The organism is Streptomyces yangpuensis, from assembly GCF_024666385.1.
Lineage (GTDB): Bacteria > Actinomycetota > Actinomycetes > Streptomycetales > Streptomycetaceae > Streptomyces > Streptomyces yangpuensis.
The window spans coordinates 4008170-4030230 of the sequence record NZ_CP102514.1 but is presented as its reverse complement, the minus strand read 5'-3'; the positions used below and the strand labels follow the sequence as shown (position 1 = coordinate 4030230).

16 protein-coding genes are annotated in these 22061 nt (G+C 74.2%); 1 reads left to right on the top strand and 15 read right to left on the bottom strand.

Going from position 1 to position 22061, the window contains the following annotated elements; all coding sequences use genetic code 11:
* Positions 1–37: 37 nt before the first annotated feature.
* The 8 genes from NRK68_RS18445 to bldG all read right to left on the bottom strand — a co-directional run bounded on the left by NRK68_RS18445 (position 38) and on the right by bldG (position 14227).
* Positions 38–1249, bottom strand: coding sequence for a DNA polymerase III subunit delta' (locus tag NRK68_RS18445; protein WP_257856249.1), 1212 nt, complete (start codon positions 1247–1249; stop codon positions 38–40).
* A gap of 89 nt (positions 1250–1338) precedes the next feature.
* Positions 1339–4587: a dTMP kinase gene (gene tmk / locus NRK68_RS18440; RefSeq protein ID WP_257856248.1), complete on the bottom strand. Its 3249-nt coding sequence runs from the start codon at positions 4585–4587 to the stop codon at positions 1339–1341.
* A 188-nt stretch (positions 4588–4775) separates the two neighbouring features.
* On the bottom strand, positions 4776–7607 hold the full coding sequence (gene topA, locus NRK68_RS18435) for a type I DNA topoisomerase (protein WP_257856247.1): 2832 nt from the start codon (positions 7605–7607) through the stop codon (positions 4776–4778).
* Between the two features lie 567 nt (positions 7608–8174).
* On the bottom strand, positions 8175–9704 hold the full coding sequence (locus tag NRK68_RS18430) for a DUF7059 domain-containing protein (protein ID WP_183066595.1): 1530 nt from the start codon (positions 9702–9704) through the stop codon (positions 8175–8177).
* Between the two features lie 232 nt (positions 9705–9936).
* Positions 9937–10503 carry a small secreted protein gene (locus tag NRK68_RS18425; protein WP_183066594.1) on the bottom strand — a complete coding sequence of 189 codons (567 nt, stop codon included), beginning with the start codon at positions 10501–10503 and terminating at the stop codon, positions 9937–9939.
* 162 nt (positions 10504–10665) lie between these two features.
* The gene (locus tag NRK68_RS18420) at positions 10666–13065 is read right to left on the bottom strand and encodes a sodium-translocating pyrophosphatase (protein WP_183066593.1); all 2400 of its coding nucleotides are present in this window, start codon (positions 13063–13065) and stop codon (positions 10666–10668) included.
* Positions 13066–13322: 257 nt separating this feature from the next.
* Positions 13323–13763, bottom strand: a complete 441-nt coding sequence (locus tag NRK68_RS18415) for an ATP-binding protein (protein WP_046777869.1) — start codon at positions 13761–13763, stop codon at positions 13323–13325.
* 122 nt (positions 13764–13885) lie between these two features.
* Positions 13886–14227 (bottom strand): anti-sigma factor antagonist BldG, encoded by a 342-nt coding sequence (gene bldG / locus NRK68_RS18410; protein ID WP_030028781.1) that lies wholly within the window; start codon positions 14225–14227, stop codon positions 13886–13888.
* An 81-nt stretch (positions 14228–14308) separates the two neighbouring features.
* Here bldG and sftH point away from each other — a divergent pair, with 81 nt between their 5' ends.
* Complete coding sequence (gene sftH / locus NRK68_RS18405; RefSeq protein ID WP_257856246.1) at positions 14309–16780, top strand: DEAD/DEAH box helicase; 2472 nt, start codon at positions 14309–14311, stop codon at positions 16778–16780.
* A gap of 325 nt (positions 16781–17105) precedes the next feature.
* On the opposite strand, the gene NRK68_RS18400 is transcribed toward sftH, so the two are convergent.
* Genes NRK68_RS18400 through ssd form a run of 7 tightly spaced genes read right to left on the bottom strand, consistent with a single transcriptional unit; the run spans position 17106 to position 22006 of the window.
* Positions 17106–17447 carry an Rv3654c family TadE-like protein gene (locus NRK68_RS18400; RefSeq protein WP_257856245.1) on the bottom strand — a complete coding sequence of 114 codons (342 nt, stop codon included), beginning with the start codon at positions 17445–17447 and terminating at the stop codon, positions 17106–17108.
* Positions 17444–17791, bottom strand: coding sequence for a TadE family type IV pilus minor pilin (locus tag NRK68_RS18395; protein ID WP_373023620.1), 348 nt, complete (start codon positions 17789–17791; stop codon positions 17444–17446). Before NRK68_RS18395 ends, NRK68_RS18400 begins: the two co-directional genes overlap by 4 nt.
* 25 nt (positions 17792–17816) lie before the next feature.
* Complete coding sequence (locus tag NRK68_RS18390; protein WP_183066589.1) at positions 17817–18014, bottom strand: DUF4244 domain-containing protein; 198 nt, start codon at positions 18012–18014, stop codon at positions 17817–17819.
* Between the two features lie 47 nt (positions 18015–18061).
* Complete coding sequence (locus NRK68_RS18385; protein WP_257856243.1) at positions 18062–18847, bottom strand: type II secretion system F family protein; 786 nt, start codon at positions 18845–18847, stop codon at positions 18062–18064.
* Complete coding sequence (locus NRK68_RS18380) at positions 18847–19731, bottom strand: type II secretion system F family protein (protein ID WP_257856242.1); 885 nt, start codon at positions 19729–19731, stop codon at positions 18847–18849. The genes NRK68_RS18385 and NRK68_RS18380 overlap by 1 nt, the downstream gene beginning before the upstream one ends.
* A complete protein-coding gene (locus NRK68_RS18375) occupies positions 19728–20876 on the bottom strand; it encodes a TadA family conjugal transfer-associated ATPase (protein WP_183066587.1) in 1149 nt (382 codons plus the stop codon). The genes NRK68_RS18380 and NRK68_RS18375 overlap by 4 nt, the downstream gene beginning before the upstream one ends.
* The gene (ssd, locus tag NRK68_RS18370) at positions 20873–22006 is read right to left on the bottom strand and encodes a septum site-determining protein Ssd (RefSeq protein WP_257857879.1); all 1134 of its coding nucleotides are present in this window, start codon (positions 22004–22006) and stop codon (positions 20873–20875) included. The genes NRK68_RS18375 and ssd overlap by 4 nt, the downstream gene beginning before the upstream one ends.
* Positions 22007–22061 lie beyond the last annotated feature (55 nt).

The window sequence follows — 22061 nt, the reverse complement described above, 5'->3', positions numbered from 1 at the left end:
GGCCCGGGGGCGCGGCCGGTCAGCCCGGGTGGGCCGGTCAGCCCGCGCGGAGGGACATCGTCATCGCCTCCACCGCCAGGAGCGGGGCCACGTTGTGGTCGAGGGCGTCCCGGCAGGCGATGATCGCCTCGATCCTGCGCAGGGTCCGCTCCGGCCCGGAGGCCTTGGCGACGCGCTCCAGGTCCTGCCGTATGTCCTCGTTGGCGATGGCGACGGCCGTGCCGAGCTGGAGGGCCAGGACGTCGCGGTAGAAGCCGGTCAGGTCGGTGAGGGCGAGGTCGAGGCTGTCGCGCTGGGTGCGGGTCCGGCGCCGCTTCTGCTTGTCCTCCAGCTCCTTCATGACACCCGCCGTACCGCGCGGCATCCGCCCGCCCGTCCCGGCGGCGGCGCCCAGGGCGGCCCGGAGCTCCTCGGTCTCCTTGGTGTCGACCTCCTCTGCCATCTGCTTGGCGTCCTCGCCGGCGGCGTCCACCAGCTCCTGGGCGGCCTTCAGACAGGCTCCGATGTCGTCCACCCGGAGCGGGAGCCTCAGGACCGTCGCCCTGCGCTCCCGGGCTCCCTCGTCCGTGGCCAGCCGGCGGGCGCGGTCGACGTGCCCCTGCGTGGCCCGCGCGGCGGCCAGCGCCGCCGCCGGCTCGACGCCGTCGCGCCGCACCAGCATGTCGGCGACGGCCGCGACCGAGGGGGTGCTGAGGCTCAGGTGGCGGCAGCGGGAGCGGATGGTGGGCAGCACGTCCTCCAGCGAGGGCGAGCACAGCAGCCAGACCGTACGGGGCGCGGGCTCCTCCACGGCCTTGAGGACCGCGTTGGCGGACTTCTCGTTCAGCCGCTCGGCGTCCTCGACCAGGATGATCTGCCAGCGTCCCGTGGCGGGGGACGTGTAGGACTTGCGGACGGTGTCCCGCATGTCGTCGACGAGGATCTGGCTGCCGACCGCGGCGACGGTGGAGACGTCCGCGTGGGTGCCGACCATCGTGGTGTGGCAGCCGTCGCAGAACCCGCAGCCCGGCTCACCGCCGAGGGCGCGGTCCGGGCTGGTGCACTGCAGGGCCGCCGCGAAGGCCCGGGCGGCGGTGACCCGCCCCGATCCCGGCGGTCCCGTGAAGAGCCAGGCGTGGGTCATCTTCGAAGCCGCCGGCGGCGCGGTCCCGTCCGTGGCGGCCGTGACCAGCGCGTCGGCGTCGCGGGCGGCGGCGGCCAGCTGCGTCTGGATCCGCTCCTGACCCACCAGGTCGTCCCATACGGGCATCCCGCCCACCACCTCTCACTCTCCGTGCACCCATTGTGTCGGGCGCCACCGACAATCCCTACCGCCGCAGTCCCGTACCGCCGCCTGCGTCAGCGGCGGCGGCGCTTTCCGCGTGCGCCGTCGTCGCCCTCGTTGCCCTCGCCGTCGTACTCGTCGTACGCGTCGTCCCGGTGGCGGCCCAGCAGCTCGTCCGCCAGCGTCGGCAGGTCGTCCAGCGGGGTCTCCTCCGCCCAGTCCGGCCGGGGACGGCTCGGCCGGCCGTCGTCGTCCAGGACGGGCAGCTCCCGCGTCCGGTCGTTGCTGGAGTCCCGGAAGATGCCCGACGGAACCCGGTCGGCCGGGTCCTCCTCGGGGCGGCGGGCCGTCGGCCGCGTGGCCGACCGGGCCGGGCCGCCGCTGCCGCTCCCCGCGCCCGTGCCGGACGGGCGTACGGGCGGCAGCACGGCCGTCTCGTCCACGGCGGACGACGGCGCCGACGATGACGCCGACGATGACGCCGACGCCGACCGCGGGTCGATCTTCGGCACCGGAACGGTCTGGGTGACGTCGTCCGGGCGGACGACCCGCTTGACCACCGGGGTCTCGATCGTCACCGCGTCGTCCGGATGCGGATCGTCCTTCGTCATGTCGATCCTGCGTGCGGGCGCCGCGCCGGAGCCCTTCGCCGGTGCGGCCGGAGCCGCCGGGGCCTCGGCCGCCGCCTCGGCAGCGGCCCGGGCCTCCGCGGCGGCAGCGGCTGCCGCCGCCTTCGCCGCGGCCTCGGCCGCCTGCGCCTCGACCAGCCGGCGCGCCTCCTCGGCCTTCAGCAGGGCCTCCTCGGCCCGCCGCTGCTTCTCCAGCCGCCGCTCCTCGGCCTCGGCCCGCAGCCGGGCCTCCTCCTCGGCCTGCTTGCGCAGCCGCTCCGTTTCCGCCGCGCGCGCCTTCGCCTCGGCCTCCACGCGCAGCCGCTCGGCCTCGGCCCGCGCCCGGGCCTCCTCCTCGGCCCGCAGCCGCTCCTCCTCCGCCTTGCGGGCGGCCTCGGCCTCGGCCCTGATCCGCGCCTCCTCGGCCTCACGGGCCTTGCGCGCTTCCTCCTCGGCCCGCAGCCGGGCTTCCTCGGCCTTGCGCGCCGCCTCCTCCTCGGCCTTGCGCCGGGCCTCCTCCTCGGCGAGGCGCCGGGCCTCCGCCTGCGCGGCCACCTCGGCCTCGGAGAGCGGCAGCATCCGGTCCAGCCGGTGCCGTACGACCGTGGTCACCGAGTCCGGGTCCTGCCCGGCGTCGACCACCAGGTACCGGCCGGGGTCGGCGGCGGCGAGGGTGAGGAAGCCGGACCGCACCCGCTGGTGGAACTCCGCCGGCTCCGACTCCAGCCGGTCCGGCGCCTCCGTGAACCGCTCCCGCGCCGCTTCCGGCGACACGTCGAGCAGCACGGTCAGGTTCGGTACGAGCCCGTCGGTCGCCCAGCGCGAGATCCGGGCGATCTCCGTCGGGGAGAGGTCGCGGCCGGCGCCCTGGTAGGCCACCGAGGAGTCGATGTAGCGGTCGGAGATGACGATCGCGCCGCGCTCCAGGGCCGGACGCACCACCGTGTCCACGTGTTCCGCGCGGTCCGCCGCGTACAGCAGGGCCTCGGCGCGGTTCGACAGCCCGGCCGAGGAGATGTCGAGCAGGATCGAGCGGAGCCGCTTGCCGACGGGGGTGGCCCCCGGCTCGCGGGTCACGACGACCTCGTGCCCCTTGCCCCGTATCCACTCGGCGAGCGCCTTCACCTGGGTGGACTTGCCGGCTCCGTCGCCGCCTTCCAGCGCGATGAAGAATCCGGTCGTGGAGGGGGCCTGAACGGGCTCCCCGCCGCGCAGCGCGTCGCGCAGGTCGCGCCGCAGCGGCACGCCGCTGCGGTCGTCGGCCTTGGTGAGCACGACGACGGCGACCGGCAGCAGCAGTGCGCCGACGAGCATCAGGGTGAAGGCGGCCCCGCCGTGCGAGAGGACGGCCTCGGCACCGGTCAGCCGGTGCGGGCCGATCACCGCGGCCAGGACCGGCGCGGCGAGGGCGCCGACGGCCACGGCCACCCGGACGACCGCCCGGAGGTGCTCGGTGACCCGGGCCCGGCGGAACTCCTCGGTCTCCTGGTCCAGCAGGGTGTGGCCGGTGTTGGCCGCGACGCCCGCGGCGGTGCCGGCGAGCAGCGACAGGAACAGCACGGTCGCCATGTCGGGGACGAGGCCGCTCAGCAGCAGCGCGAGGCCCGCCACCGCTATGGCGAGGGCCAGCAGACGGCGCCGGGACAGCCCGGGCAGCACCTTGCCGGCCTGGGCCGCGCGGATGCCGGCGGCGGTGCCGCCGACCAGCGCGAGGACGAGCAGCGCGAAGGCGGCCGGGCCCCCGCCCAGGTCGAAGGCGTGCAGGACGGACACGGCGACGGCGCCGGAGACCGCTCCGGCGACCGCGGCGCAGCTCAGGACCAGCAGGGGGATGGCACCCGTACGTCCCTTGTCCGGCCGGTCTCCCGCCTTGGGCGCGCGCAGCCCCTCCAGCGGGGAACGGGGCCGGGGGGTCGCCGTGTCGGGCAGCACCAGCGGGAGCAGCAGCGAGACCGAGGCGGCGAAGAGGCCGGCGGCCACGTACGAGCCGAGGGCGGCCTGGTTCGCGGCGAACCAGTCCACGCCGAGGCCGAGGGCCTTGCCGACGAGGGTGGCGGCGAGCAGCGCGGCCGCCGCGACGGGAAGCGCCGCGAAAGCCGTACGCAGGGTCAGGCGCCGCAAGGCGTCCATGTGGTCCGGCAGCGGCCGTACGGTGGCGCCCTCCGGCGGCGGCTCGGGCAGCAGGGCGGGGGCCGCGCTCTCCTTGGCCAGCGTCCACAGCCGCTCGGCGGCGCCGGAGACGAAGACGGTGGCCAGCAGCGCGGTGAGCGCGTGGGCCGGGATCCAGTCGAGCCACAGCGGGGCGACGACGAACAGGGCGATGCGGACCCCGTCGGCTCCGATCATCGTCCAGCGGCGGTCCAGCTTGCCCTTCGCGCCGACGAGCCCGGCCAGCGGGCCGAGCAGGACCGCGCCGAAGAGCAGGGTGGCGAGGATCCGGACGCCGAAGACGACGGCGACGGCGAGGGCCGCACCGCGGTATCCGCCGCCGAAGGCCCCCTCGGAGGCGGCCGCCTGAAGGGCCAGCAGAACCAGCACCAGCAGGGCGAGGGCATCACCGATGCCGCTCACCAGCTGGGCGCTCCACAGGCGGCGCAGCCGGGGAGTGCGCAGCAGTGCGCGCACCGCACGCTCGCGGGAATCCGCGGCTAGGGCTTCGTCGTAGGTGGGGTTCGCCGGAGCGGTCACGACCGCCGGCTGCTCGGCTCGCGTCATCCGCCCAGCCTATCCGCTGCGCCTGGCGGCTGCGGAGGCCTGTGGACGAGGCGGGGTGTGACCCCGCACCCACCTTCCAGGGCCGTCCCGCGGCCTGCCCCACGGCCCGCCCCGCCGGGAGTGCGCGGGTGCGGGGGCGCTGCCCCCGGACCCCACGCCTCAAACGCCGGCGGGGCTGGATCCGGCCGTCACTCGTCGGACGAGGACGCCGCCGGCTTCTTCGCCGCGGTCTTCTTCGCGGTCGTCGTCTTCTTCGCGGTCGTCGTCTTCTTGGCCGTCGTCGTCTTCGCGGCAGCGGTCTTCGTCGCCGCCGCCTTCTTGGCGGGCGCCTTCTTCGCCGGGGCCTTCTTGGCGGCGGTCTTCTTCGCCGTCTTCTTGGCCGGGCCCTTCGCCCGCTTCTCCGCGAGCAGCTCGTAGCCCCGCTCCGGCGTGATCGTCTCGACGTCGTCGTCCCGCCGCAGCGTCGCGTTCGTCTCGCCGTCCGTCACGTACGGACCGAAGCGGCCGTCCTTGACCACCACCGGCTTCTCGCTGACCGGGTCCGTGCCCAGCTCCTTCAGCGGCGGCTTGGCCGCGGCCCGCCCGCGCTGCTTGGGCTGCGCGTAGATGGCGAGGGCCTCGTCGAGGGTGATCGTGAAGAGCTGGTCCTCGGTCTCCAGCGACCGCGAGTCCGTGCCCTTCTTCAGGTACGGGCCGTAGCGGCCGTTCTGCGCGGTGATCTCCACGCCCTCGGCGTCCGTGCCGACGACGCGCGGCAGCGACATCAGCTTCAGGGCGTCGTCGAGGGTGATCGTGTCCAGGCTCATCGTCTTGAAGAGCGAGGCCGTGCGCGCCTTGACCGCGTTCTTGCCGGTCTTCGGCGTGCCCTCGGGCAGGATCTCCGTCACGTACGGGCCGTAGCGGCCGTCCTTGGCGACGATCTCGTTGCCGCTGACGGGGTCCTTGCCGAGCTGGAACTCGCCGCTCGGCTTCGCGAAGAGCTCCTCCGCGTAGGCGACCGTCAGCTCGTCCGGAGCCATGTCGTCGGGGATGTCGGCGCGCTGGTGGCCCTCGGCGTCCTTCTCGCCCCGCTCCACGTACGGCCCGTAGCGGCCGACGCGCAGCACGATGCCCTCGCCGACCGGGAAGGAGGAGATCTCGCGGGCGTCGATCGCGCCCAGGTCCGTGACCAGCTCCTTCAGGCCACCGAGGTGGTCGCCGCCCGAGGGCACGACCTCGGTGGCGTCCTCGGAGCCGAAGTAGAAGCGCTTCAGCCACGGCACGGACTGGGCCTCGCCCCGCGCGATGCGGTCGAGGTCGTCCTCCATCTTCGCGGTGAAGTCGTAGTCGACGAGCCGGCCGAAGTGCTTCTCCAGCAGGTTGACCACGGCGAAGGACAGGAAGGACGGCACCAGGGCCGTGCCCTTCTTGAAGACGTAGCCGCGGTCGAGGATCGTGCCGATGATCGACGCGTACGTCGACGGCCGGCCGATCTCGCGCTCTTCCAGCTCCTTGACCAGCGAGGCCTCGGTGTAGCGGGCCGGCGGCTTGGTCGCGTGGCCGTCCGCCGTGATCTCCTCGGCGGCCAGCGCGTCGCCCTCCGCGACCTGCGGCAGACGCCGCTCACGGTCGTCGAGCTCGGCGTTCGGGTCGTCCGCGCCTTCCACGTACGCCTTCATGAAGCCGTGGAAGGTGATTGTCTTGCCGGACGCGCTGAACTCGGCGTCGCGGCCGTCCGAGGCGCGGCCGCCGATCTTCACGGTGACGCTGTTGCCGGTCGCGTCCTTCATCTGGGAGGCGACGGTGCGCTTCCAGATGAGCTCGTACAGGCGGAACTGGTCGCCGGTCAGACCCGTCTCGGCCGGGGTGCGGAAACGATCACCCGAGGGACGGATCGCCTCGTGCGCCTCCTGCGCGTTCTTGACCTTGCCCGCGTAGACGCGCGGCTTCTCCGGCAGGTAGTCGGCCCCGTAGAGCTGCGTGACCTGCGCCCGGGCGGCCGCCACCGCGGTGTCGGACAGCGTGGTGGAGTCCGTACGCATGTAGGTGATGAAGCCGTTCTCGTACAGCTTCTGCGCCACCTGCATGGTCGCCTTCGCACCGAAGCCGAGCTTGCGCGAGGCCTCCTGCTGCAGCGTCGTCGTGCGGAAGGGGGCGTACGGGGACCGGCGGTACGGCTTGGACTCGACCGACCGGACGGCGAAGGCGGTGTCGGCGAGCGCGGCGGCCAGGGCCCTGGCGTTCGCCTCGTCGAGGTGCAGCACCTCGCTCTTGAGCTGCCCGTTCGCACCGAAGTCGCGGCCCTGCGCGACGCGCTTGCCGTCCACCGTGTTCAGGCGGGCGACCAGGGAGGACGGGTCGGACGGGTCCCCGGCGCGGCCGGTGGAGAAGGTGCCGGTCAGGTCCCAGTACTCGGCGGAGCGGAAGGCGATGCGCTCGCGCTCCCGCTCCACGACGAGGCGGGTGGCCACCGACTGGACGCGGCCGGCCGACAGGCGCGGCATGACCTTCTTCCACAGGACCGGCGAGACCTCGTAGCCGTAGAGGCGGTCGAGGATGCGGCGGGTCTCCTGGGCGTCGACCATGCGCTGGTTCAGCTCGCGCGGGTTGGCGACGGCATCGCGGATCGCGTCCTTGGTGATCTCGTGGAAGACCATCCGGTGGACCGGGACCTTGGGCTTGAGGACTTCCTGCAGGTGCCACGCGATGGCTTCGCCCTCGCGGTCCTCATCGGTGGCGAGGAAGAGTTCGTCGGACTCGGCCAGCAGCTCCTTGAGCTTGCGGACCTGGGCCTTCTTGTCGGCGTTGACCACGTAGATCGGCTGGAAGTCGTGCTCGACGTCCACACCGAGGCGGCGGACCTCGCCGGTGTACTTGTCGGGAACCTCGGCCGCGCCGTTCGGGAGGTCGCGGATGTGCCCGACGCTCGCCTCGACGACGTATCCCGGGCCGAGGTAGCCCTTGATCGTCTTCGCCTTGGCAGGGGACTCGACAATGACGAGTCGGCGGCCGCCCTTTGCGGTCTCGCTAGTCGGGGACAACTTGGCTCTTCTCTCCGGTCGGCACTCGGTCGCAGTACGGCGACGCTGCGGAGTGTGACGGTACAACCCGCCCCCGTGTCAAACGGCACAAGCCCGCAACGGCCACTCGAACGGTAACCCGACAAGTGCCGTTTCTGCCGCCCGGATGCCGCGCCCGGCCCTTCGCGATCACCGGGCCGAGTGTCCCGGGGGCCGTCTGGCCCCGCGCCCGCAGGCCACCCCGTACCCCGTCCCGCCCCCGTCCCGCACCGGCTTCCGGCACGGGCGCCACCGCCCCCGGCAGGCCCCTCACGGCGGCGCCGGAAAAAGCGGAGGCAATGGTTCGGCCGTGACGGGGCGCGCACCCGAAGCCACCGGCGCACGGCGGCCGGCGCGCGCTCCCGTCCAGGCCTGCGGAGCGGCCCCGAACAGCGCGAACACGGCCCCGGCGAACATCACCGGACCGCGCTCCGCGCCGCTCCCCCTCACCCCCGGGCCGCTCCCGGACTCCCCCCGGACCCCGCTGTACGACACCCTGCCGCCCCCGGGGATACAGCGGGCGAACCCCGGGTTACATCACGGTGCCGCCTACTGTCCGGGACGCGCCACGGGCTCCAGGAAACCCTGCTCGACCAGCAGCCGGATGGCCTCCGGAGTCCGGTCCCGCAGCACGACGGGGTCCTCCTGCATCAGCTGCGCGATGGCGTCCAGGATCCGTCCGGCGCTCAGTGAGCCGTCACACACTCCGGCGAAGCCCGCGCCGACCGTGTCGACCTTCGTGGCGCGCCGCATGCCCCGGTTCTGCCGGAGCACGACGTGTTCCGGGTCCTCGGCGCCGGGCGAGCCGACCTGCTCCTGGACCACTTCCTCCACCAGCGTGAAGCGGGCCTCCAGCAGGGCCGCGTCGTCGTGCTCGCGCAGGTAGTCCTGACGGGCGAAGTGGGCGAGCACGGCCTCGCCGAGCGGCTGCTCCACCGTGTGCGGCCACTCCTCGATCACGATCGAGGGCTCGGCCGCGTCCGACCGGCGCAAGGTGATCCATCCGAAGCCGACGCTCTTGGTCTTCCGGGCCTCGAACTCGTCCAGCCAGTCCTCGTAGCGCCGGGCGTACTCGGCGGGGTCGGTGCGGTGGTCGCCCGCGTCGCGCAGCCACAGCTCCGCGTACTGCGTGATGTCCTGCACGTCACGCTGCACGATCCAGGCGTCGCAGCCGCGCGGCACCCAGGAGCGGAGCCGGTCGTGCCAGTCCTCGCCCTCGACGTGCTGCCAGTTGCCGAGGAACTGCGCGTACCCGCCGGGGTTGAGGCGCGCCCCCGCCTCCTGGACCAGGGTCCTGCACAGGTCGTCACCGCCCATCCCGCCGTCGCGGTACGTCAGCCGGGCGCCGGGGGAAATCACGAACGGCGGGTTCGACACGATCAGGTCGTACGTCGCCTCCCCGACCGGCTCGAAGAGCGAGCCGGTGAGCAGCTCGGCCTCCGGCGCCCCGGAGAGCGCCAGCGTCAAACGGGTGAATCCGAGGGCCCTGGGGTTGACGTCGGTCGCGGTGACCCTCGTCGCGTGCCGGGTGGCGTGCAGCGCCTGGATGCCCGATCCGGTGCCGACGTCGAGCGCGGAGCCGACCGGGGTGCGCACGGTGATCCCGGCCAGGGTGGTGGAGGCGCCGCCGACGCCGAGGACGACGCCCTCCTCCCGGCTGCCGATCCCGCCGGCCCCGCCCACGGCGCAGCCGAGGTCCGAGACGATGAACCAGTCCTCGCCGTCCGGGCCGCCGTACGGGCGCACGTCGACGGTGGCGTGCACGGTGTCCTCGCCGTCGGCGGCATCCCCGCGCCGCAGCCAGCCGTCGGCCAGGGCGGCCTCGACGGGCATCGCCGCCGCGGCGTGCACGTACGGCACGGGCCGCTGGAGCAGGAACAGCCGGACGAGGGTCGCGAGCGGGCCGTCGCCGCCGTCCCGGGTGGCGCGCAGGGCGGGGACCGTCTCGCTGCGGGCCAGTGCGGCATATGCGGGGGCGCCGAGCAGGTCGAGCAGCCCGTCGGCGGTGAAGCCGGCGGCCAGCATCGCGCCGCGGAGCTCGGCGGCGTGGTCGGGGGTGGGGAGGCTGGTGGTACTCACCCGTCCATTGTGTCCGCTGGGGGCGCTCCAGCCGGTCACCGCGGGCCCGGATGTACGAAAGGGCGGCCGCGGCCCCCTCTCGGAGGCCCGGCCGCCCGGGATTTCGTACGGCGCACCGCCGACGCGCGGGGCACCGGGCCCCGCACGGGCGGGGTCGTCCGGCGCCGGATCACGTGGGCGCCTGGTTGTTCGGACGCCGGGTACTTCGGCGCCGGACGACCCCGGCGCCGGACTACTTGGGCGATGCCGAGGTCGTCGCGACCTGGCAGCCCTTCTGCTTGTTGATGGCCTTGTCCAGGCCGCCCGCGTTGAGCGTGGCGAGCGCGTCCTGACCGCCCTTCGTCGCCGCCTGCAGGCCGCCGGCGACCTCCTTGAGGCCGTCGGCGAACTTCGTCTGGTCCGCGGGGTCGAGGGCGTCCATCTTGGCCTTCAGGTCTGCGTAGCCCTTGGAGGTCGCCTCGAAGCCCTTGACGGCCGACTCCTGGGTCGTGGCGCCGTTCTTGACCGGTGGCGTCCCGGCCTGCTGCAGGGCGTTGCCCATGGTCTTGTACGACTCGGACATGGTCGCGAACGCCGCCGCGTCGGTCTGCTTGACCTCGTCGGGCTTGCTGCTCTCGGTCGCCACGCGCTTGATGTCGGCGTTGGCGGTCTCGATCTTCTTGAGTTCGGGCTGCCACTGGTCGCAGACCTTCTTGGCCCAGGCGTTGGCCTTCTCGTCTCCGTCGTCCCCGCCGCAGCCGGACAGGACGAGCATCAGCACCGCACTGCCCGACAGCGCGGCCGCAAGCTTCTTGTTCACCGGATTGGTCCCTTCGAAGGCTCTCGGCCCGGAAGATACACGCCTGCCCTCCAGGGACGCACAAAGGCGGACAGACGGCGCGTAGGTCCGCGCCGCCTGTCCGCCTTTCGGGCGCACGGCCGGCCCTGCCCGGCCCGGCCCTTCCCGCTGCCGGGGCCTCGGTCAGGAGACCGTCGCCGGATCGGCCGACTGGGCCACCCGCTCGGCCGTCCCGTCGCTCTCGTCGCCCACGGCGATGCCGCGGCGCTTGGAGACGTACACGGCGCCGATGATGACGCCGATCGCGACGACCGCGACGATCGCCCGTACGGTCGGGCTGGTGTCCGGGCCGTAGCTGAACTGCACGACGGCGGGGGCGATCAGCAGCGCCACCAGGTTCATGACCTTGAGCAGCGGGTTGATCGCGGGACCGGCGGTGTCCTTGAACGGGTCGCCGACCGTGTCGCCGATGACGACCGCCTCGTGGGCCTCGCTGCCCTTGCCGCCGTGGTGGCCGTCCTCGACCAGCTTCTTCGCGTTGTCCCACGCGCCGCCGGAGTTGGCGAGGAAGACCGCCATCAGCGTGCCCGTGCCGATGGCACCGGCGAGGAACGACCCGAGCGCGCCGACGCCGAGGCAGAAGCCCACGGCGATGGGCGTCAGGACGGCGAGCAGGCCGGGCGTGGCGAGCTCGCGCAGCGCGTCCTTGGTGCAGATGTCGACGACGCGCCCGTACTCGGGCTTCTCGCTGTAGTCCATGATCCCGGGGTGCTCGCGGAACTGGCGGCGCACCTCGTAGACCACCGAGCCCGCGGAGCGCGAGACGGCGTTGATGGCGAGGCCGGAGAACAGGAAGACCACGGCCGCGCCCAGGATCAGCCCGACGAGGTTGTTGGGCTGCGCGATGTCCAGGCTGAGGTTCATCTCCCCGGCCTTGGCCCCGACTTCCTTGACCGCGGTGGCGATCGCGTCGTTGTACGAGCCGAAGAGCGCGGCGGCGGCGAGCACGGCCGTGGCGATGGCGATGCCCTTGGTGATGGCCTTGGTGGTGTTGCCGACGGCGTCCAGGTCGGTCAGGACCTGCGCGCCGGCGCCCTCGACGTCGCCGGACATCTCGGCGATGCCCTGGGCGTTGTCGGAGACGGGCCCGAAGGTGTCCATGGCGACGATGACGCCGACGGTGGTCAGCAGACCGGTGCCGGCCAGGGCGACCGCGAAGAGCGCGAGCAGGATGGACGTGCCGCCGAGCAGGAACGCCCCGTAGACGCCGAGGCCGATGAGCAGCGCCGTGTAGACGGCGGACTCCAGGCCGACGGAGATGCCGGCGAGGACCACGGTGGCCGCGCCGGTCAGGGAGGACTTGCCGATGTCCCGGACGGGACGGCGGTTGGTCTCGGTGAAGTAGCCGGTCAGCTGCTGGATCAGGGCCGCGAGCACGATGCCGATGGCGACGGCGACGACGGCCAGGACGCGCGGGTCACCGGAGTGGTTGGCGATCGCCGTGTTCTCGACGCCGACGAGGTCCGCGTAGCTGGAGGGCAGGTAGGCGTAGACGGCGATGCCGACCAGCACCAGGGAGATCACGGCCGAGATGAAGAAGCCGCGGTTGATGGCGGTCATGCCGCTGCGGTCGCTGCGGCGCGGGGAGACGGCGAAGATGCCGATCATCGCGGTGACGACGCCGATGGCGGGGACGATCAGCGGGAAGGCGAGGCCCAGGTCGCCGAAGGCCGCCTTGCCGAGGATGAGCGCGGCCACAAGGGTGACGGCGTAGGACTCGAAGAGGTCGGCCGCCATTCCGGCGCAGTCTCCGACGTTGTCGCCCACGTTGTCGGCGATGGTCGCGGCATTGCGCGGGTCGTCCTCCGGAATGCCCTGCTCGACCTTGCCGACCAGGTCGGCGCCGACGTCGGCGGCCTTGGTGAAGATCCCGCCGCCCACGCGCATGAACATCGCGATCAGGGCGGCGCCGAGCCCGAAGCCCTCCAGGACCTTGGGGGCGTCCGCGGCGTAGACCAGGACGACGCAGGAGGCGCCGAGGAGGCCGAGGCCGACGGTGAACATGCCGACCACGCCGCCCGTACGGAAGGCGATCTTCATCGCCTGGTGGGAGACCTCGGTCAGGTCCTTGGCGGGCTCCCCCTCGGCGGGGGTGGCCCGGCGCGCGGCGGCGGCGACGCGGACGTTGGCGCGGACCGCGAGGCGCATGCCGATGTAGCCGGTGGCCGCGGAGAAGATGGCGCCGACGAGGAAGAAGGCGGAGCGTCCCGCCCGCTGGTTCCAGTCGTCGGCGGGGAGCAGGAAGAGCAGGAAGAAGACCACGACGGCGAAGATGCCGAGGGTGCGCAGCTGGCGGCCGAGGTAGGCGTTGGCGCCTTCCTGGACGGCCGCGGCGATCTTCTTCATGCTGTCGGTTCCCTCGTCGGCGGCGAGGACCTGGCGGACCAGGAACTGCGCGACGACGAGTGCGGCGAGTGCCACGGCCGCAATGACCATCACGATGAGCCGATTGTCATCGGTGAGTACTGCGGATGCCAGATCAGCGGTGCTATCCGGCGCGAGAGGGGTGAAGAGCCCCGTCATTCGTCCTCCTTGACGTGATGAGCTCAAGATGTGGACGGATTGTAGGGAGCGCGCCCCGATCAAAACAGTGCGCAGGAAACGCAATTGGCGTGCTCCTGCTCCCCAGCAATAGATCGCGTCACTCCATTACCCTCGAAAGTAGTAATGGGGCAAAGGCATTGACGGATGTTCATTGATCTAGGGAAATGAAAAAGGCCCTGCTCAGCAGGGCCTTGATAAAGATCGGAAGATAGTAGCGATGGTGCGCGCGGTGGATCTCAGGGAAGGTCGGAGGCTCCCGAGACGGGCCAGCTCATCCGGATGGTCCCGCCCGATTCCCCACTGGTCACCTCGACGTCGTCGACGAGCCCGCTGATCACCGCGAGTCCCATCTCGTCCTCGGTGTCCCCGTCGGATTCCTGGACGGCGGCGATGCCTGACACGGTCTCGGCCGGGATCCCGTCCGGGCCGGGGACCTCGTCGCCGACCTCGATGGAGAACGTCTTGTCCTCTTCGGTCAGCACCACCCGGACGGGCGCGGTCAGCCCGTTGCTCCGGTGGAGTCCGACGGCACGCGAACAGGCCTCACCGACGGCGAGGCGGACCTCGTCGAGGACGGCTTCCTCCACACCGGCCCGGCGCGCCACGGCGGCCGCCACCAGGCGGGCCGTGCGGACGTGTTCGGGCTGGGCGCTGAAGCGCAGTTCAACGGTGGCCATGCGCGTCCCCCTCGGACTACGGGCGTGCCTTGACAGGGGCCCGGACCATCCATGGCCCGGTACCCCCGCTCTCCTTGCCGGCCCCCAGCTGCCCGGAGACTTCCGGGGGCCGCCTGGAGCCGTCAGTCGGTGGCGTTGACGGCGTCGTCCACCGTGGTGTGGATCGGGAACACCTTGGTCAGACCGGTGATGCGGAAGATCTTCAGGATGCGCTCCTGATTGCACACCAGGCGGAGCGAACCCTCGTGCGCACGGACGCGCTTGAGGCCGCCCACGAGCACACCAAGACCGGTGGAGTCGAGGAAGTCCACTCGCTCCATGTCGACGACCAGGTGGTAGCTGCCGTCGTTCACCAACTCGACCAACTGCTCGCGCAGCTTGGGCGCGGTATACACATCAATCTCGCCACCGACCTCCACGACCGTACGGTCGCCGACAGTGCGAGTCGACAGGGACAGGTCCACGGATCCTCCAGCACCTTGCTATCGAGCGGCGCCCCCCAGGGGCCTCCCCACCCGAAGGTAGGTGAGGGATTGGCTGCCGCAATGGCATTCAATCACTTACCGGCAGGCGCGCACGACGCCTTCCGACCATTGTCCCGCACGCCGGTGACACACTCGGTTCCGATGGCCAACACTCATGGTCCCGGACGGCCCACGGCAGACGCGGACTCCCGACCCACCCCCGGCACGGTTCTGGACCGCCTGTCACGGGGGCCTTTCCGCTCTGCGCGCATCACCCATACGGAGCACTTGCCCCCTCGGGAGGGCCGTCATGCAGTCTGGCCCGACCGCATCCGAACGGATGTAGTAGCCGCGATCCGGGCAGCCGGGATCGACCATCCGTGGGAACACCAGGCCTCGGTCGCCGAGCACGCCCTGGACGGCGAGTCCGTGGTCGTCGCCACGGGGACCGCCTCGGGCAAGTCCCTGGCCTACCTCGCCCCCGTGCTCTCGGCGCTCGCGGACGGCGCGCGGGCCCCGAACGGGCGGGGTGCGACCACCCTGTACCTGGCCCCCACCAAGGCCCTGGCCGCCGACCAGCGGCGCGCCGTACGGGACCTGGCCGCCCCGCTCGGCAACGCCGTCCGCCCCGCGGTCTACGACGGGGACACCCCCGTCGAGGAGCGCGAATGGGTGCGCCAGTACGCCAACCACGTCCTCACCAACCCCGACATGCTGCACCGCGGGATCCTCCCGGCCCACCCGCGCTGGTCCTCCTTCCTGCGCGCCCTGCGCTACGTGGTGATCGACGAGTGCCACACCTACCGCGGGGTGTTCGGCTCCCACGTGGCGCAGGTCCTGCGCCGGCTGCGGCGGCTGTGCGCCCGCTACGGCTCGCATCCGGTGTTCCTGCTGGCCTCCGCCACCGCCGGCGAGCCGGCGGCCGCCGCCTCCCGGCTGACCGGCGTACCCGTGATCGAGATCACCGACGACGCCTCACCGCGCGGCGAGGTGGTCTTCGCCCTCTGGGAGCCCCCGCTCCTCACCGAGCTGCGGGGCGAGAGGGGCGCTCCCGTACGCCGTACGGCCACCGCGGAGACCGCCGACCTGCTGACCGACCTGGTGGTCCAGGGCGTCCGTACGGTCGCCTTCGTGCGCTCCCGGCGGGGCGCCGAGCTGATCTCCGTGATCACGCAGGAGCGGCTCGCGGAGGTGGACCGCTCCCTGCCCCGGCGGGTCGCGGCCTACCGGGGCGGCTACCTGCCCGAGGAGCGCCGGGCCCTGGAGCGGGCCCTGCACTCCGGCGAGCTGCTGGGGCTGGCCGCCACGACCGCCCTGGAGCTGGGCGTGGACGTCTCCGGCCTGGACGCCGTACTGATCACCGGCTACCCGGGCACGCGGGCCTCCCTGTGGCAGCAGGCGGGCCGGGCCGGGCGCTCCGGCCAGGGCGCCCTGGCCGTGCTGATCGCCCGGGACGATCCGCTCGACACCTATCTGGTCCACCATCCGGAGGCGCTGTTCCGCCAACCGGTGGAAGCCACCGTCCTGGACCCCGACAACCCGTACGTCCTCGCCCCCCACCTGTGCGCGGCGGCGGAGGAGCTCCCGCTGACCGAGTCCGACCTGGACCTCTTCGGCCCGGCCACCGAGGAACTCCTCCCCCAGCTCGAAGCGGCCAAGCTGCTGCGCCGCCGGGCGTCCGGCTGGCACTGGACCCGCCGCGAGCGGGCCTCGGACCTCACCGACATCCGGGGCGGCGGCGGCCGCCCGGTGCAGATCGTCGAGGCCTCCACCGGCCGGCTGCTGGGCACGGTCGACGAGTCGGCGGCCCACACCGCCGTCCACGAGGGCGCCGTACACCTCCACCAGGGCCGCACGTATCTGGTGCGGCACCTGGACCTGGAGGGCTCGGCGGCCCTCGTGGAGGCGGCGGACCCGCCCTTCTCGACCACGGCCCGCGACACCACCTCCATCTCCGTCCTGGAGACCGAGACCGAGATCCCGTGGGGCTCGGCCCGGCTCTGCTTCGGCTCGGTGGAGGTGACCAACCAGGTCGTCTCCTACCTGCGCCGCAAACTGATCACAGGCGAGGTCCTCGGCGAGGCCAAGCTGGACCTGCCGCCCCGCACCCTGCGCACCAGGGCCGTCTGGTGGACGGTGACCGAGGACCAGCTCGACGAGGCCCGGATCGACCCGGAGATCCTCGGCGGCGCCCTGCACGCCGCGGAACACGCCTCCATCGGCATGCTGCCGCTGTTCGCCACCTGCGACCGCTGGGACATCGGCGGCGTGTCCGTGCCGCTGCATCCCGACACCCTCCTCCCCACGGTCTTCGTCTACGACGGCCACCCCGGCGGCGCCGGCTTCGCCGAGCGGGCCTTCCACACGGCCCGCGCCTGGCTGACGGCCACCCGCGACGCCATCGCCGCCTGCGAGTGCGAGGCCGGCTGCCCCTCCTGCATCCAGTCCCCCAAGTGCGGCAACGGCAACGACCCCCTCCACAAGCGCGGCGCCGTCCGTCTGCTCACCCGCCTCCTCTCCGAATCGCCACACCCCCCGCCGTCCACCCCCTGACCCGCCCTACCGCCCCCTGGCCGGCCCCGGGAAGGACCTGCGGGGGCCGCCCGGAGGAGCCCGGCCGCGGGCGGCCTGCCCCGGAGGGGCCCGCGGCCGGCACTCCTGGACGCACGGGCCCCGCCGGGGCTCCCGTGCAGCCGTCTCCGGCAGGGCCCGTGCGGCCGTCTCCGGAAGGGGCTCCCGCGCGCCCAGGCCCGGAAGGGGTGCCCAGGCCCGGGAGGGGTCCCGCGCGGCCGGGCCCGGAAGGGGTCCCGCAGGCGGCTCTGCCCGGCGCGGCCGCCTGCGGCCGCCGGCTCCCGGGCGGCCGGGGCCGGGGCTGTGTTCAGCCGGGCGGGTCGCGGGGTGGGCCGGCGCGGGCCCGGATCTCCGGCGCGAAGGGGCCCGCCGGGACCCGTGCGGCCACGTCGGCGACCTCGCCGCCGACGTGGCACCCGGCGAGCTCCGCCCCCTGTGCCCGGGCCACCCGGAGGGCCGTGGCGCAGGCGGTGTCCGGTCCGTGCGCCCAGGTGGCCGCCGCCGCGAGCGCCGCCAGGTCCGCGGCCGCCGCCGCCCGGTGGCGGGCAACGACCGCCTGCCCGAGCAGCAGCACCCCCGCGAACACCGCGCCCAGCACCGTCGCCACCAGCGCCGCCCAGACCGTGGCCGAACCCCGGTCCCGGCTCACGGCGGCGGCCCCACGCTGTCCTCGGCGAGGGCCACCGCCTGCGCGCCCAGCCGCAACGGGATCCCGGCCGGCCCGGGCGCGGGCGCCGCCACCCGGACCCGCCAGAGGTCGCCCACCCGCTCCAGCTCAACCCGCGCTCCCGGCGGCGCGGCCTCGCGGGCGGCCGCCACCGCCACCTCCGCCGGCTCCGACCGGGACGCCGCCCGGGCACCGGCCCGGGCCGCGTCCACACACCGGATCTGCCCGGCCGCCGCCATCAGGGTCCACACCAGCGACGCCGCGAAGAGCACCAGCGCAGGAATCACCAGAGCGGCCTCCGCCGTCACATATCCCCGGTCCCGCATTCCCCGCCCCCGCCCGGGCCTCTTCTCAGAAGGGCACATCGAGCGCCTTCCCGATGGTCGACTGCAGCGCCGTGGCGACGACGTCACTCGTCACCACCTTGTAGAGAACGGCCGCGAATGCGCACGCCGCGATCGTGCCCATGGCGTATTCCGAAGTGGACATCCCCGCATCGCTCCCGCGACCGGCGAGCGCCGTCCGTACACGAAACCAGATGATCCTCATGGCAACCTCCAGCGGATTTCCGTTGTTGATGTGTGGTCAATGCGACTTCAGGGGTTGGAGAGAAGTCCCGAGGCCATACCGATCACCACCGGCGCGACCCCGATCGAAAGAAATGCGGGAAGGAAACACAGCCCCACCGGTGCGGTGACGAGAACCGCCGCCCGCTGTGCCCGGGCCCCGGCCCGGCGGGCCCGGTCCTCCCGGAGACCGGAGGCGAGCCGGGACATCGGCTCCGCCGCAGGCGCCCCGGTCCGGGCGGCCCGCTCCAGGCATTCGGCGAGCGCCCGGGCACCCGGTATCTGCGCCAGCCTCCCCCACCCGGAGCCCGGTTCGCCGCCGAGCCGCAGCTCCGCACCCGCGCTCGCGAGCCGCTCGCCCACCGGGCCGCCCAGAGACTCGCCCACCACTTCCGCCGCCTCGACCGGCCCGGCGCCGGCCGCCAGGCAGGCGGCCAGCAGATCGGCGGCGAACGGCAGTTGACGCTCCGCCTCCCGCGGATCCACCCCGGCCGGTGGCCGCCGCCGGACCGGCAGACGCCGTACCCCGGCCGCCGCCAGGCAGCCGACGGCCACACCGGCCACCCCGCCGACGAGCAGCCAGGCCGCCAGCAGCGCCCCGGCCGGGAAGACCCACGCCGCCGCCGCACCCCGCAGCGCGGAGCCGAGCGCCGGCCCCCTCGCCCCGGGCCGCGCCCCCGGCCGCGCCCCCAGCACCGCCGCGGTCCTGCGCCGGACGGCGCGCGCCCTGACCCGCGCCGCCACCGCCGACACCATCCACAGGACGGCCGCCGCGCCCAGAACGATCCCCAGCCTGTGGACGGAGAAGCCGGCCATCACCGCTCCACCGCCCCGACGATCCGACGGCACCACAGCAGCCCGAGCCCCTCCAGCACCCCGCCCGCCAGCAGGCAGCCCCACCCCATGGGGGTGTGCAGCAGGATCCGCAGCGGATCCGCGCCCAGCCCGGTGCCGATCAACAGGCCCACCAGGGGCAGCAGGGCGAGCACCAGCACGGTCGACCGGGCCCCGGCCAGCTGGGCCCGCAGCGACTCCTGCCGGTCCCTCTCGGCCCGCAGGGCTCCCTCCAGCCGGTCCAGCCCGGCGGCCAGCCCGGCCCCGCCGTCCACCGACACCCGCCAGCAGGCGGCCATCCCGGCCAGCCCCTCGGCACCGGGCTCGCGCGCCGCCTGGCGCAGCGCCCCGGGCACGTCCCCGCCGAACGCCGCGGCGGCCAGCACGCCCGTCTCCGCCGCGCCCGGTCCGCCGGGGCCCGCGGCCGTCCGCCGCAGCGCCGCCATCAACGCCTGCCCGGGCTGGGCCCCTGCCCGCAGCTCACCCACCGCCGCCCCGCACAGGGCCACCACCTCGGCCGCCCGCTCGCTGCGGGCCCGTTCACGCGCCCGCACCCGCAGCCACCGCCGTACCAGTGGCACCGCGGCCGCTCCGGCCAGCACCGGCAGCACGGACCCGCCCAGGACCGCAATCAGCAGCCCGGCCCCGAGGCAGGCCCACTCCCGCCACCGCACGGCCCGCACCCGTACGGCGCCGAGCAGCAGCTCCCGGCGCGGCGGCCCGCAGGCGAGCGGCCCGCCTCCTCCGGCCAGCACCGCCCGGGCCCGCCGGGACACCCGGTCGCATCCGGTGATTCCCCAGGCGGCCGCGCCCGCGCACAGCACCCCCGCGAACAGCGGCAGCGCAGGCCCCGCCCCGGCGCTCACCGCGCACCCCGCAGCAGCGGACGCAGACGCTCCCAGCCCTGCTCCCGTACGAAACCGCGGGCGGCCCACCGCAGCGCGGGCACGGTCACCACCAGTCCCGCGGGGTCCCGTTCCAGGACGTGCACCTCGGCCACCCGGCGCCGCCCCGCCCGGTCCCGCACCAGGTGCAGTACGAGGGTCAGCGCGGCGGCCAACTGGCTGTGCAGGGCGCCACGGTCGAGCCCCGCGGCCGTCCCGAGCGCCTCCAGCCGGGCCGGGACATGGGCGGCGGCGTTGGCGTGCACCGTGCCGCAACCGCCTTCGTGACCGGTGTTCAGGGCGGCGAGCAGGTCCGCCACCTCGGCGCCACGCACCTCCCCGACCACCAGCCGGTCGGGCCGCATCCGCAGCGCCTGCCGGACCAGGTCCGCCAGCGTGACCAGCCCCGCGCCCTCCTGATTGGCCGGCCGGGTCTCCAGCCGCACCACGTGCGGGTGGTCCGGACGCAGCTCGGCGGAGTCCTCGGCCAGGACGATCCGCTCGCCGGGGCCCACCAGCCCCAACAGGGCGCTCAGGAGGGTGGTCTTGCCGGTCCCGGTCCCGCCGGAGACGAGGAACGACAACCGTGCCTCGACCATGTCCCGCAGCAGCCCCTGCCCGCCGGGCGGCAGCGTGCCCGCCGCGACGAGCTCGTCCAGGGTGAACGCCCGTGGCCGCACGACGCGCAGCGAGAGACAGGCGGAGCCCACCGAGACCGGTGGCAGCACGGCATGCAGCCTGGTTCCGTCGGGCATCCGGGCGTCCACCCAGGGCCGGGCGTCGTCGAGACGCCGGCCGGCGACGGCGGCCAGCCGCTGGGCGAGCCTGCGCACGGCCCCCGCGTCGGCGAAGGTCACCCCGGTCAGCTCCAGCCCGCCACCGCGGTCCACCCACACCCGGTCCGGGGCCGCCACCAGCACGTCGGTCACCTCCGGATCGGCGAGCAGCGGCTCCAGCGGGCCCGCGCCAACCAGTTCGGAACGCAACTCGGCGGCCGCGCCGAGCACTTCCTCGTCACCCAGCAGCCTGCCCTGGGCGCGCAGGGCCGCCGCCACCCGCGCCGGGGTCGGCTCCGCCCCGCTCTCGGCGAGCCGTCGGCGCACCGCGTCCAGCAGCACCGCGCTCATGCCGGCACCCCCTGAGCGGCACCGAGTGCCCGCTGCCAGAAGCCGTCGCAGAAGCGGGCCAGGGAGCCGCGCGCCTGCGCGCCCGGCGGCTCCCCCTCGGCCACCCGGCCCGGGAGACCCACCTCGACGGGCACCTCACCGGCCAGCGGCGCCCCCAGCAGGCCCGCCACGGCCTCCGGATCGAGACCGCCCGGGCAGCGTCCCCGTACGACGACGCGGACGTCCCGGGCCACCATCCGCACACCGGCGGCCACCCGGCCCGCCGCGGCCACCGACCGCAGCTCGCCCGGCACCACCATCAGCACCAGGTCGAGCTGGGCCAGCACCTCGGCCACGGCCTCGTCCACCCGCCGCGGGAGGTCGACCACGACGACCCCGCCCCGGCGGCGCGCCGCGGCCACCACCGAGCGGACGGCTGCGGGCGGCACGACCACCCGGTCCCCGCGGTCCCAGCTGAGCACGCGCAGATCGTGCAGCTCGGGCAGGGACTCCTCCAGCGCTCCGGCGCCCACCCGCCCCCGGGAGGCCGCGAAGTCCGGCCAGCGCAGGCCTTCGGCGCCCTCCCCGCCGAGCAGTACGTCCATACCGCCGCCCAGGGGGTCGCCGTCGATGAGCATGGTTCGCTCCCCCGCGCGGGCGGCCCGGACCGCGAGGGCGCAGGCCAGGGTGGAGGCGCCCGCCCCGCCGCTGCCTCCGATGACGCCGACGGCGAGGGCGGGACGGCCGGCCCCTTCGACGACATCGGCGATCCGGTCCACGAGCCGGCCCTCGGCGTCGGGCAGGCGCAACACCTCCTCAGCGCCGATCTCCACCGCCCGCTGCCACACGAGGGGGTCGTCGAGGTCCCGTCCGACCAGGAAGACCCCGGTCCTGCGCGGTGCACCCCGCACCCGCCGTGCGGCGTCGTCCCCTACCAGCACCAGAGGGGCCGACTCCCAGCCAACTGCCGTTCCATTGAAGCCAGTTGGCGAAGCAGCCGAATCAGCCCCGCCTTCGGCCGGTCCGGCCTCCGCTTCCACGGCCGCACCGCCGGGCCCGGGCGCCCCGTGGAGCACGTGCGGCTCGGCCCCCGCGGCCGCGCACAGCCTCAGCAAGTCGTCGAGCAGCAGGGGGTCCTCGGTGATGATCAGCGGCCGGCCCCCGGCGGACGCGCCTGCGGGCGGGGCATCCGCGGCGGCCCCAACT